Annotated in this window: 14 protein-coding genes and 3 tRNA genes; 8 read left to right on the top strand and 9 right to left on the bottom strand. The window is 29.5% G+C overall.

All coding sequences use genetic code 11. The annotated features are described in order from the left end of the window. Positions 1–161: 161 nt before the first annotated feature. Both GQS57_RS15485 and GQS57_RS15490 read right to left on the bottom strand, forming a co-directional pair. Positions 162–1,415, bottom strand: coding sequence for an aspartate kinase (locus GQS57_RS15485; RefSeq protein ID WP_165733771.1), 1,254 nt, complete (start codon positions 1,413–1,415; stop codon positions 162–164). Position 1,416: 1 nt separating this feature from the next. Further along, positions 1,417–1,896, bottom strand: a complete 480-nt coding sequence (locus GQS57_RS15490; RefSeq protein WP_165733772.1) for a GNAT family N-acetyltransferase — start codon at positions 1,894–1,896, stop codon at positions 1,417–1,419. A gap of 176 nt (positions 1,897–2,072) precedes the next feature. On the opposite strand from GQS57_RS15490, the gene fbp reads away from it, so the two are divergent. From fbp to GQS57_RS15515, 5 genes are all read left to right on the top strand, one after another. Further along, positions 2,073–3,083, top strand: a complete 1,011-nt coding sequence (gene fbp / locus GQS57_RS15495) for a class 1 fructose-bisphosphatase (RefSeq protein WP_165733773.1) — start codon at positions 2,073–2,075, stop codon at positions 3,081–3,083. Positions 3,084–3,196: 113 nt separating this feature from the next. After that, complete coding sequence (locus GQS57_RS15500; RefSeq protein ID WP_165733774.1) at positions 3,197–3,805, top strand: superoxide dismutase; 609 nt, start codon at positions 3,197–3,199, stop codon at positions 3,803–3,805. A gap of 510 nt (positions 3,806–4,315) precedes the next feature. Then, positions 4,316–4,387 (top strand) — tRNA-Gly (locus tag GQS57_RS15505). Between the two features lie 15 nt (positions 4,388–4,402). After that, positions 4,403–4,488 (top strand) — tRNA-Leu (locus GQS57_RS15510). Between the two features lie 293 nt (positions 4,489–4,781). Beyond that, positions 4,782–4,867: transfer RNA gene (locus GQS57_RS15515), tRNA-Leu, on the top strand. Between the two features lie 220 nt (positions 4,868–5,087). On the opposite strand, the gene GQS57_RS15520 is transcribed toward GQS57_RS15515, so the two are convergent. From GQS57_RS15520 to GQS57_RS15550, 7 genes are all read right to left on the bottom strand, one after another. Continuing rightward, positions 5,088–5,945, bottom strand: a complete 858-nt coding sequence (locus GQS57_RS15520) for a pseudouridine synthase (RefSeq protein WP_165733775.1) — start codon at positions 5,943–5,945, stop codon at positions 5,088–5,090. A 35-nt stretch (positions 5,946–5,980) separates the two neighbouring features. Then, entirely contained in the window at positions 5,981–6,898 is a 918-nt protein-coding gene (locus GQS57_RS15525) for a geranylgeranylglycerol-phosphate geranylgeranyltransferase (protein ID WP_165733776.1), read from the bottom strand. A 4-nt stretch (positions 6,899–6,902) separates the two neighbouring features. Beyond that, positions 6,903–7,829 carry a mevalonate kinase gene (locus GQS57_RS15530; protein WP_165733777.1) on the bottom strand — a complete coding sequence of 309 codons (927 nt, stop codon included), beginning with the start codon at positions 7,827–7,829 and terminating at the stop codon, positions 6,903–6,905. 54 nt (positions 7,830–7,883) lie between these two features. Beyond that, complete coding sequence (locus GQS57_RS15535; protein WP_165733778.1) at positions 7,884–8,279, bottom strand: toxin-antitoxin system YwqK family antitoxin; 396 nt, start codon at positions 8,277–8,279, stop codon at positions 7,884–7,886. Between the two features lie 25 nt (positions 8,280–8,304). Next, complete coding sequence (locus tag GQS57_RS15540) at positions 8,305–9,414, bottom strand: diphosphomevalonate/mevalonate 3,5-bisphosphate decarboxylase family protein (protein WP_165733779.1); 1,110 nt, start codon at positions 9,412–9,414, stop codon at positions 8,305–8,307. A 28-nt stretch (positions 9,415–9,442) separates the two neighbouring features. Continuing rightward, positions 9,443–10,165 carry a LytTR family DNA-binding domain-containing protein gene (locus tag GQS57_RS15545; RefSeq protein WP_165733780.1) on the bottom strand — a complete coding sequence of 241 codons (723 nt, stop codon included), beginning with the start codon at positions 10,163–10,165 and terminating at the stop codon, positions 9,443–9,445. 199 nt (positions 10,166–10,364) lie between these two features. After that, positions 10,365–11,408 (bottom strand): sensor histidine kinase, encoded by a 1,044-nt coding sequence (locus GQS57_RS15550; protein WP_165733781.1) that lies wholly within the window; start codon positions 11,406–11,408, stop codon positions 10,365–10,367. Positions 11,409–11,614: 206 nt separating this feature from the next. On the opposite strand from GQS57_RS15550, the gene GQS57_RS15555 reads away from it, so the two are divergent. From GQS57_RS15555 to GQS57_RS15565, 3 genes are all read left to right on the top strand, one after another. Beyond that, positions 11,615–11,953 carry a hypothetical protein gene (locus tag GQS57_RS15555; RefSeq protein WP_165733782.1) on the top strand — a complete coding sequence of 113 codons (339 nt, stop codon included), beginning with the start codon at positions 11,615–11,617 and terminating at the stop codon, positions 11,951–11,953. Positions 11,954–12,063: 110 nt separating this feature from the next. After that, a complete protein-coding gene (locus GQS57_RS15560; protein ID WP_165733783.1) occupies positions 12,064–12,399 on the top strand; it encodes a hypothetical protein in 336 nt (111 codons plus the stop codon). A 62-nt stretch (positions 12,400–12,461) separates the two neighbouring features. Beyond that, a complete protein-coding gene (locus GQS57_RS15565) occupies positions 12,462–13,067 on the top strand; it encodes a thiamine diphosphokinase (protein ID WP_165733784.1) in 606 nt (201 codons plus the stop codon). Positions 13,068–13,076: the final 9 nt, after the last annotated feature.

A 13,076-nucleotide genomic window follows, 5' to 3' on the forward strand; every position in this document is an offset into this window, starting at 1 on the left:
AAACTTACTAAAAAAAAAAATTGAATTACTATTTAGTTACTAAAACAGAATTAAAGACACCAATTTTATATGCATCAAAGATTCTCTTGCTATTAAAACATACAGCTTTTTAATCTTTGGCAGCGTATAAAATTAGTGTCCTTTTTATATTTGTTGTGAAGTTATTTTGTAACTAAAACAATTTGTATGGTTTCTTTATTTACTTGTGTTAACAAAGGAGTTCCTTTAGCCTCTATACTTGCTACAGCTTTATCATCAAAATGACGTACCGTAAACAAGTCTACACCTTTTTGAACATCAATTTTAAACTGTGTTTTTAACTCATTGTAAAATTCATCGAACTTGTTAAATTTATTATCGATACAAACAGAAAAGCTAATTGCAGAGTTCTGAATTAAGTTTACTTTTAATTGATAATCATGTAATTTTTGAAAAATGTAACTGATATTGTTTTCTACCATAAAAGAAAAATCTAATGCAGAAATAGAAACCAAAATCTGATCTTTTTTAACTATAAAACAAGGTATAAAAGGTTCTAACATTTTACCTTTAGAAACTCTCGTTCCCGTTTCTTTAGGATTCACAAAAGAACGCACCAATAACGGAATGTCTTTTCTTTCTAAAGGTTGCAATGTTTTTGGGTGAATAACAGAAGCTCCGTAAAAAGCCATTTCTATAGCTTCTTCATAAGAAATTTGCTCTAATAAAGTAGTATCTGTAAATACTCTAGGATCTGCATTTAAAACACCAGGAACATCTTTCCAGATTGTAACATTTTCGGCATCTAAACAATACGCAAAAATACCTGCCGTATAATCCGATCCTTCTCTACCTAAAGTAGTGGTGTTTTCTGTATCATTTGCCGCAATAAAACCTTGAGTAATATTTAAGTTAGAAGCATCTAATTTTTTACTAATTAATTCTTGCGTTAAATCCCAATCTACTTTTGCATCTCTATAATTACTATCTGTTTTTATGTAGTTTCTAACATCGAACCAGTTATTTTCTACACCAATTTTGGTTAAATACGCACTTACTATTTTGGTTGATAAAAGCTCTCCAAAACAAATAATTTGATCATATACGTAATTATATCTCTGTGAAGTATTTCTAGCTAAAAACCAGCTTAATTCCCCTAAAAGAATATCTATTTCTTTATAAATCTCATCGTCCTTATCAAACAAATCATTCATTAAATTTTTATGGAAGTCTTCAATAATACCTAAGTTTTCTGATAACTTATCGGTCTTGTTATAATAGGCATCTATAACCTCTTCAAAAGCGTTTGTTATTTTACCCATTGCAGAAATTACAACTACAGTACTTTCCGTTCCTTCGCTTTGTAAAATCTGTGTTACATTTTTTACACTTGCTGCATCTTTTACAGACGCTCCTCCAAATTTAAAAATCTTCATTTTAATTATTTTGAATAAATTTTGATAAGTTTTCTTTGTCCATTTGTACTACAGACCAATCGTTTAAATACGTAGCTCCTGTACTTTTATAAAACTCTACTGCATTGGTATTCCAATCAATTACTTCCCATGCAACTCTTTTAAAGTTATGATCATGAGCATATTTTAAAACAGCTGTATACAAAGCTTTTCCTGCTCCTATTTTCTGTTTACTTTTTGTGACAATTAAGTCTTCTAAATGAATAGTTCTTCCTTTCCAGGTAGAATAACGTTCGTAAAACAAAGCAATACCAATAATTTTATTCTCTTGCTCTGCTACAAAAACTTTAAACTTAGGATTCTTAGAAAAACCATCCTTTATTAAATCTTCTACTGTTACTTCTACAGCATCTGGTTCTTTCTCAAAAACTGCTAATTCTGTAATTAAATTCAACACAGATTGCATGTCTTTTTCTTCTCCTAATCTTACAGTAAAGTCCATCTTTTTATAAATTTTAGTCAAAGATAGTTATTTACATATCTACCAAAAATAATTGAAGATTTTAGACAATTATTTTTGAATTGTTTAAATTTCTGAACAAAAATTAAATAACTAAAACGTTGTAGTAACTTTAAAAAAAATAGATATTTGTTAAAATTAACAACACAACACGTAAAATGACAGGAAAAAAACAAACTTTAGGTGAATTTATTATTGAACATCAACATGCTTTTAAATATAGTTCTGGTGAGCTTTCTAGCCTTTTAAACTCTATTAGATTAGCTGCAAAAGTGGTAAATCACGAAGTTAACAAAGCTGGTTTAGTAGATATTATTGGTGCAGCTGGAGACACAAATATTCAAGGAGAAGATCAACAAAAATTAGACGTGTATGCTAATGATAAGTTTATACAGGCTTTAACAAGAAGAAATATTGTATGTGGTATTGCTAGTGAAGAAGAAGATAGTTTTATTTCTATTAACAGTAATGATGAAAATCATCAAAACAAATATGTTGTTTTAATTGATCCTTTAGATGGCTCCTCTAATATTGATGTAAATGTATCTGTAGGAACTATTTTCTCTATTTATAGACGTGTTACTCCAACAGGTACTCCTGTAGAGTTAAAAGATTTTTTACAAAAAGGAAGCGCACAAGTTGCTGCAGGTTATGTAGTGTACGGAACTTCAACGATGATTGTTTATACAACTGGAAATGGTGTTAATGGTTTTACTTTAAACCCTGCAATTGGCTCTTTTTACTTATCTCACCCAAATATGGAGTTTCCTGAAGACGGAACGATGTATTCTGTAAACGAAGGAAATTATTTAGATTTTCCTTTAGGTGTAAAAAAATATATTAAATACTGCCAGGAAGAAGAAGGAAACAGACCTTATACTAGTAGATATATTGGTTCTTTGGTTTCTGACTTTCATAGAAACATGATAAAAGGAGGTATTTATATGTATCCAAAAGGTTCTAGAAACCCGAACGGAAAATTACGTTTACTTTATGAATGTAACCCAATGGCTTTTATAGCAGAACAAGCAAACGGAAAATCTTCTGACGGATATACAAGAACTATGGATGTGGAGCCTACTGAGCTACACCAAAGAGTTCCTTTTATTTGTGGAAGTAAAAATATGGTAAATCAGTTAGAGGAATTTATGCAAATACACGGAGAATAAATCTTATTTATACTGTAATCAATTATCAAAACATAAAATACTTGTAAAACCATCCATTTATGGTTAATTTTACAAGCGTAAATAGTATACTAACTTTTAAAAAATATAAAAAAATGGCTTTTCAATTACCGGAATTAGGATACGCTTATGATGCGTTAGAACCAAATATTGATGCAAGAACTATGGAGATTCACCATAGTAAACATCACCAAGGATACACAAATAACTTAAACAATGCAATTGCAGATACTGACTTAGAAGGAAAATCTATTGAAGATATTCTTACTAATTTAGATATGAGCAATGGAGCTGTTAGAAATAATGGTGGTGGTTTTTATAATCATTCATTATTCTGGACAGTTTTAAACCCAAATGATAGAGGATATTTATCTGGTGAATTAAAAGATGCTATTGAAGCTGCTTTTGGTACTAAAGATGATTTTATTGCCGCTTTTTCTAAAGCAGCAGCTACTCAGTTTGGCTCTGGTTGGGCTTGGTTGTGCGTTTTACCAGGAGGTAAAGTAGAAGTTTGTTCTACTCCAAACCAAGACAATCCATTAATGCCAGGTGTAACTTGTGGCGGAACTCCAATCTTAGGATTAGACGTTTGGGAACACGCTTACTACTTAAACTACCAAAACAGAAGACCAGATTATATTAATGCATTTTTTAATGTAATTAACTGGAACGAAGTAGAAAAACGTTACGCAGCAGCAAAATAAGGCAACGCAGTTGCTTTGGGTATCTCACTCAGATGTAAATCTGATAAAAAAGTGAGATCACTTAAATTTTATACATAAAAAAAAGCATCCTAAATTTTAGGATGCTTTTTTTTTACGTTTTACTTACCAAAACGAACAATTACTAAACAACTCTCTCCTGCTGGTCTCTATATTGTTGTCAATTCATTATAAGAACAACTTAACAAGACCTTTGTTTAAAAAGGTAATTATTTTTAAGAAATAGATAATATTATCCTTTTTCGAATCAAATTTTCTACATAAAAGACTCACCATAAATCACTTAATCCTTATAAATTACAAGAACATAAATAACCAATTCTAACTTTTTTTAGTGCTCAAAAAATGCCTCCATTTGATTAAAAAAAAATTGATTAATAAAAAATGAAAAAAATTAAATAAAAACTTGTCAGAATAATAAAAGATATTATATTTGCACCGCTCTTAGGAATAAGGGTAATTAAAAAGAAAAGTTCTTTTAAAATTATGACTGCGAAAGTAGCTCAGGGGTAGAGCATCACCTTGCCAAGGTGGGGGTCGCGGGTTCAAATCCCGTCTTTCGCTCTATTCAATTACCATGCTGAAGTGGTGGAATTGGTAGACACGCTGGACTTAAAATCCAGTGGTCAGTAATGGCCGTGCGGGTTCAAGTCCCGCCTTCAGTACAATAACCGTTGTTAATCTTATGATTTTCAACGGTTTTTTGCTTTTACAAACTTGCCGCCCACCTACTCTTATCTTTTTAAAAACTTTATTTTTAGCTTTAACCGATAATGGTAGCACTATTTCAAATAAGAAAAACATCATAAACAACCGATTACTAGTATTTTAAAAAATATAATAATAATAATTAAGAATTTTTACATTTAAACATTGCGTAGTACTAATAAAGATAATATATTTGCACTCCTTAGAAATAAGGACAACTATAAAAGTTCTTTAAAAATAAAAATACCATGCTGAAGTGGTGGAATTGGTAGACACGCTGGACTTAAAATCCAGTGGTCAGTAATGGCCGTGCGGGTTCAAGTCCCGCCTTCAGTACAATAACCGTTGTTAATCTTATGATTTTCAACGGTTTTTTGCTTTTACAAACTTTGCGCGCCAGCAATTACCACATTAGTTATCATAACTGAATATTGAACCATAAAAGAATATAGCATAACAAACTATTTATCAACCTTGGTTTAATTAAGAGACACTTATAAACGATATAACTTATGTGTAAAAAAAAATCCAGCTAAAAGCTGGATTCTTAATTATTCTATTTCATTATCTGAAGATTGGTAACCTCTAAATTAGTTAACTCTCTCCACCTACCTCTCGGTAAGTTTTTCTTAGTTAATTCAGCAAAAACAACTCTATCTAGTTTGCTTACTTTATAACCAACGTGTTCAAATATTTTACGTACAATTCTATTTCTACCAGAATGGATTTCTATACCAATTTCAGATTTTGGCTGACCATCTACATAAGAAACAGCATCGATAAATACTTTTCTACCTTCAATAATAACTTCTCCTCGTAATTTCTCTAAATCTTTTAACTCTAATTTTCTATCTAGAGATGCATGATATAATTTACGAATATTATGTTTTGGATGTGTTAATTTCTTTGCTAAATCACCATCATTAGTAAACAACAACAAACCAGTTGTGTTTCTATCTAATCTACCTACAGGGTAAATTCTTTCTTTTGATGCATTAGCAATCAATTCCATTACTGTTTTTCTACCTCTATCATCATCCATAGTGGTAATGTAGTTCTTAGGCTTATTCAGTAAAATATATCTTTTTTGTTCTGGTGTAATAGAAGTTCCATCAAAACGAACAATATCGTCTGGCTGAACCTTATATCCCATTTCTGTCACCAACTTTCCATTTACTTCTACACTACCGTGTTCTATATAGGTATCTGCTTCTCTACGAGAACAAACTCCAGAATTTGCAATGTATTTGTTTAAACGGATTCCTGAGGCGTCATTACTTGCCTTTGGAGTTTCTTTAATTTTGGTAAAAGTTTTCTTTGGAGTTTTTCTAGCTACAGGTTTGCTTTTTCTACTTAAAGGAGTACTTTTTTTACCTTCTTGTCGTCCTCTCGACGAGTTTTTATTTGAATTCATTACTTAAAATTTTTGCAAAAATACGTAAAAAAACCTTAATTCAATCGGTCTATTACTTTTTCTACAATTAGTTCAGGCTTTATAAAAATTAAAGAGAAAACTCCTATTAAAAGTAAGATTTTCAAAACGTTATGCATTAATCTATAATGTTTCGTTTCAGAAGATTTCCATAAATAAAAGCCTAGAAAAACAAGAACAAATAAAGCAAAGTAAAAATAATATCTCATGTAGCTTAAAGCGGGATAACTAAACAAAACTACAATAGGAAACAACGTTAAAAATAATAAGAATATTGATAATTTCTTTGTTCTTACCTCTCCATAAAAAACAGGAAAAGTATCGTAATCATTCACAATTGCCCCTTTCATACTCTGTAAATCTTTCAACAACTCTCTAACCATTATTACTAGAAACAAGAAAATTGCATGAACGAAAATGATTTTAGAAAAGTTCTGAAAATACACAAATACAGCAAAAAAAGGCAAAATGGTAAGTACAGTAGCAGAAACTAAACCTGTAAAAGGATACTTCTTAAGCTTGTGAGAGTAAAACCAAATAGCAAATATATAAATAGCAAAAAACAAAGCTGCTCTAACAGATATTAGGTATCCAAAAATAAAACCTAAAAAATTTAAAGTAAAATAAAGCTTTAACTTCGTAGACTGTTTTACATAATTATCTAAACCCGTTTTTAATGGTCTATTTATGCGATCTACCTTTGCATCGTAAAAATTATTAATAATATAACCAGATGCCACCACACATATACTTGCTAAAACAATGTATAACAAGTCTGCATCAAAAACAATTGCTCTGAGAGATTTTGTAGGTGAAAAAACAAAAATAGCCGCTAAGTATTGCGCTAAAACTAAAACAAGGATATTATAACCCCTGATTACAGAAACTAAGCTTAAAAGTTTAAAAATAATTCTTTTGACTTTAAAACTAGGCATATATTTAGAATCTATAAACCAACTCTAACTTATAATCTTTAAGACTTTTTTGAGCTTTTTCATAATCTTCCGTAAAACCTAAAATATAACCACCACCACCAGAACCACAAAGTTTCAGGTAATAATCATTTGTTTTAATTCCGTTTTCCCAAACTTTATGAAAAGCATCCGGAATCATCGGTTTAAAGTTCTTTAAAACTATTTTGGATAATGATTTTACATTACCAAATAACGATTTTACATTTCCTCCTAAAAAGTCTTCAATACAAGCATCTGTTGTAGTTGCAAATTCTTCGCTGATCATTTTTCTAAAACCTTCGTTTTTCATCTTATTCATAAAGATGTTAACCATAGGTTCCGTTTCTCCAATTTGCTCGGAATCTAATAAGAAAACAGCACCTTTTCCTTGTTTTTGAGAAGGAATACCTGCTGGCTCTACATTGTCTTTAGAGTTGATTAAAATTGGCAAACTTAAGTAACTATTTAAAGGATCTAAACCAGAACTTTTACCATGAAAGAAAGATTCCATTAAAGAAAAAATCTGTTTTAACTTTAATAACTTCTCTCTCGTTAAGTTTTCTAAAACAGTTATTTTATCAGCAGCATATTTATCATAAATAGAAGCTACTAAAGCACCAGAACTTCCTACTCCATAACCTTGTGGTATAGAAGAGTCAAAGTACATTCCGTTTTCTATATCTGCTTTTAGATCTTTTAAATTAAAAGTAACTAAATCTGTTTTTAAAGCAGATAAATGATTGCAAAGACGTTCTAAATTTTCATTTGAAACCTTGCGATTTCCAGATAAATCTGATGACGTTTTTAACGCTCCTCTATAAGCATTAAACGGAATAGCCAATCCTTTAGAATCTTTGATGATTCCATATTCTCCGAAGAGCAGAATTTTAGCATAAAACAATGGTCCTTTCATTTTTCTTTTTTATAGTGTTGCAAAAATACGAATTAATAAATTAACAAAACCTTATTAAAAATTCTTATAAAAAGTTTTCCAGACACCAACTTTTTCTCCTTTTGTATATTTTCCTTTTTCTTTATTCTTCCCGTTTTTATAATATGTTTTCCAAACACCTTCCTCTAAACCATCCACATAGGTTCCAGAAGTTCTTAATTCGCCAGATTCATAAAACTCAGAAAAAACTCCATCATACCTCCCCTTAGAGTAAACTATTTTTCTAAAAACATTACCGCTTTTGTAGTAATACTTTACTTCGTTACCATCAGTAGGAACTACTTTGTAATAATATGATTTAGCTTTAGTTGTTTCTTTTAAATCGACATCTAACCACGTGGTTTTTTGAGCAGAAATAGTTATCGTAAAAAAGAAAATTAAAATTGATAGTAACTTTATAAAAGCTTTCATTTAAATTATTTTTAATTCTGAGATTCTATTTCTTACTAGCTCCAAAACCCACAGAATCATAAATATACTGATTTTTTTGACAGTATTTAGAAAGTTCTTTTTCAATAAACTGATTCACTTTTTCTTTTTCTACCTCAGGATATAACACATGCACATTTGCACCAGCATCTAAAGTAAAACAGATATTGCTATCATTTTCGGTTCTATATTCCCAAATTTTATTAATAATTTCTAAGGTATTGGGTTTCATCAAAATAAAATATGGGTTGCTTGTCATCATCATTGCATGCAACGTTAATGCTTCACTTTCTACCAAGCTTACAAATGCTTTTATATCTCCATTTTGTAAAATTTCTGATATTCTACTCAAATTATCATTTGCTTGTGTAAAACGACTTTCTGCATACGGATGCTCATGCATTAAGTTATGACCAATTGTACTAGAAACTTGTTTTTCGCCTTTATCAACCAACAAAATTGCATCTTGATAATTCTCAAAAACTGAATGTATCTTATAAGGAAATTGTACGCCATACAGATCTGAACTTCCTGCTATTTCTGGGTGATTTCCCCAAACAACCATAGGTCCTTCTATACTTCTACTAGCACTTCCAGAACCTAAACGTGCTAAAAAAGAGGCTTTTTTATTAATTTCTTCTGCTGATAAATCAGGATTTAACTCAGACTCTAAACTCATTAAACACATTGCAATGGCACTTAATCCACTTGCAGATGATGCGATTCCGCTAGAATGCGGAAAAGAATTCTCTGAATTAATCGTCATTTTATAGTCAAAAATGTATGGACAATATTCTTGTATTCTTGTAAAGAATTCTGCTATTTTTGGTTTGAAAGCATCTTTTTGTTTGCCTTCAAAAAATAAATCAAAATCTACCTTCTTGTCAATCTGAACTTGTTTCAGATTCTCATCAGAATTATGCTTTTTATCAAAATCAATCGTAGTAATGGTATGACAATTGTTTAACGTAAAACTAATAGAAGCATTTTTTGGAATTTGCGGATTGCTCTTTCCCCAATATTTTACCAATGCAATATTACTTGGTGTTTGCCAGGTAAAACTTGCTTTTTCTACTGAATTGTTATTTGATTTCGAAATAAATTGTGCTGTATCCAAACGTCTTAATTTTGCATCAAAGATAAAACTATTTCAAAGAATTTTCAGTTAACTTTTTAAGTACATTTTCTTTGTAGGTTCTGCTAATAGGAATGGCATTTTTTTCAATTTCAACCAACTCATTGGTGTACGAATCAGTTTTGTTTAAATTGATAATATAAGATCTGTGAATTCTTAAAAATTGATGCGAAGGTAATTTTACTTCTAAATTAGAAATGGTTTCTCTCGTTACTAAAACCTTGTCTTTTGTGTAAATCTTAATATAATCCGATAAGCTTTCTACATATAGAATTTCGTCAAAAATAACTTTTATCATTTTACGTTCTGAACGCACAAAAATATAGTTGTTTTTTATAAGGGTTTCTTTAACTTCAACCGAAGGTTTAACCAAAACCTTAGTTTCAAAAAACTTATTTACTGCTTGTAAAAATCGATCGAATGCAATTGGTTTAAGTAAATAATCTACTGCTTGTAAATCGAAACCGTCCACAGCATATTCTCTATACGCAGTTGTAAAAATGATCTTAGATTTATTGCTGATAGACTTTGCCAATGATAAACCAGAAACATCTGGCATGTTAATATCTAGAAAAAATAAATCTATGTTTTGTGTATTTACAATTTCGAATGCTTCCATGGCATTTTTGCAACTTTTCACCAAAGTTAAATTCGGAATTTTAGCTACAAAAGTTTCTATAATTTTTCTAGCAACGGGTTCATCATCAACAATAACACAATTAATTTGGTTCATTTTTTAGTTATTTATTTTTAGATTAGAAAGCATGAGATTTCTCGACATTCGTTCCTCTTTCTGTCGAGAAGGCAAACTGGGTGGAAAAAACCTCCAAAACTTGTCACTTAGAACAGAGAGAGAAGTCACATAATAATGATAACACAACAATTAGCACCCTTATGTGATTTCTCCCAAAAGGTCGAAATGACAATCTCTATTAAAATTCAATTTTTAAAGACACATTAAATGCATCTTTTTTATCAATAATTTCTAGTTGATGTTTCTTCGGATATAACATTTCTAGTCTTTTTTTTATATTCTCTAACCCAATTCCGGCATTTATATCTTCTTTTTCTTTGGATGAGTTTTCTATTTCAAAAAACAAAAAATTAGCATCTATTTTAAGTTGAATATCAACTTTTAAAATTCCGTTAGCAGCAAAACCATGTTTAAAACTATTTTCTACAAAAGGAATTAATAACATAGGTGGAATTTGCAAATCATCATCTATATTTTCCTTTTTAAAACTCACCTTTAAAGTATCGTGAAAACGCATTTTTTCTAGAGAAATATAATCTTCTAAATGATTTACCTCTTCTACTAATAGTACTTTTGGCTTTTCTACTTGATATAAAATATAATCTAGTAAATTAGATAGTTTTAAAATCATTTCTGGCGCTTCATCCGCTTTAGCGATTGCAAAACCATAAATTGTATTTAAAGAATTAAACAAAAAATGCGGATGAATTTGCATCTTCAAAAACTTTAATTCTTGCTCTTTTAACTCTAACTTAGTTTGTAAAAATTTGTTTTCTAAAGTTTTCTTTTCATCTAACGATTTATAACTCTGTTTTAATATTTTTAAACCACTTGCCAAAACAACAATGAAAAAAACACAGACTAATACTACAGCAGGACTTTTTGTTAACGCTGGCATTTGTTTAAATTCTAAATTAAAATAAAACACAAACCCAACTACTTCTATCATTAAAATAGTTGTAGCAACAAATACACCTGAATAAATAGTATAAAGAACAAATTTCTTATATTGTTTTTTTAATAAATATTTAGGAATTAAATCGTACACAAAAACATAAGCGGTAATTAATGTTACAATACTTAAAAGAGAAGAAAACCAAAATAGAAAAGCTTTGTTTGATGAACCTACACTAAAAAAACTTTTGAAGAAAAACCAAACAAGCATCCAACATAAAAAATGTATTGGTATTTTTTTTAAGACTAAAATCAGTTCTTTTTGCATATGTTACAAAATAAAAATAAAGATTTAATTTTTAGGATAATTAGCGACGGATTACTTATTTTAATCTCTAAAAAGCAAATTTGACACTTTTTATACTAAAACTACCTATTTTTTGTAGAAACCAAGTAAAAAGGATTCACTCGTCTCAAATATATTTTAAGAACAAACATTACCAATATTTTTGAAACGAATTTAAAACTTATATTATGAAATATATTATCGATGGAGGCAATACATTTATGATTCCTTTAATTATTCTTTTACTTTTAACACTTTTCTTAGTCATGAAGGGTTTTAAAATAAATTCAGAAAAAAATAGGGAACTCATTAAATCTGTCAGTTTATTTGCACTTGTATTTGGTTTTTTAAACCTTTTTATTGGTTTGTACCAAATGTTTACTATGATTGCAATAGCGAATGATGTATCTCACCAGGTCTTAGGAATAGGCTTAAAATACGAAATTACACCAGTTATATTTGGTTTTATCATTTTTCTTATTGGCAGATTAGGTGTAATTGCACTTACTTGGATGAAAAAAGAATAAACAAAAAAAACAGTTTTAGTAAAACAAATTAAAAACTATCCACTGGTCTCAATTATATTATAAGAACAAACATTCTTACTATTTTAAAAACGAACTTTAAAACATATACTATGGAAACAATCACAAACGGATATCCTTTATTTATAATCCCATTAATTATCATTTTTATTATTACTATCATTTTACTTATAAAAAGCATTAAAAATAATACACAGAAAAACAGAGAACTTGTTAAACAAATAAGTCTTTTTGCTCTAGTTTTTGGATTTGGGTGTCTTTTTCAAGAATTGTTTTGGATATTCGAAATGGTTGCTATTGCTACAGACTCATCAGCTGGTGTTCTAGCAGTAGGTTTCAAATATTCCATAACACCAACAATAATTGGTATGACAATTTTTTTAATTGCCAGATTAGGAATAATCGGACTTATTATAAAAGAAAAATAAACCCTAATAATCACTTTCAAAACACCCATTTCATTAATTTTGAAATGGGTATTTTTGCATCCATGAAAAAAGGAACTGTCTTTCTATTGTTAAACGGAGAACCGCCAAAAACACTCCCTGATTTAGACGAATATGAAATTATTTGTGCTACAGATGGCGCGTATCAGTTTTTAAAAGAACAAAATACTACACCTCATTTTATTAGTGGCGATTTTGACTCTCTAGAAAATTTACCAAATGACATAGAGGTTATTCATACTCCGAATCAAGATTTTACAGATTTTGATAAAATGCTAAAAATTCTATTTGATAAAGGCTACAAAAACATTGATATTTATGGTGGAAGCGGAAAAGAACAAGATCATTTTTTAGGAAACTTGCACACAACAATTCAGTGGAAAAACAAATTACAGCTTACTTTTTTTGATGATTATAGTCGTTATTTTTTAGCTGATAAAAACACTTCAATTTCGAATTGTACAAACAAAATGGTTTCTTTGGTTCCTTTCCCTAAAGCAATAAATATTACTACAGAAGGATTGCAGTATCCTTTAAAAAAAGAAGATTTATCTTTCGGAGAAAGAATTGGTACAAGAAATAAAGCGACTAATAACGATATTAAAATTACTTTTGAAAGTGGCGAGTTATTCATTTTCATCAACCATTAAAACAAATAA

It is taken from the genome of Polaribacter sp. 20A6 (genome assembly GCF_011378915.1).
Taxonomy (GTDB): domain Bacteria; phylum Bacteroidota; class Bacteroidia; order Flavobacteriales; family Flavobacteriaceae; genus Polaribacter; species Polaribacter sejongensis.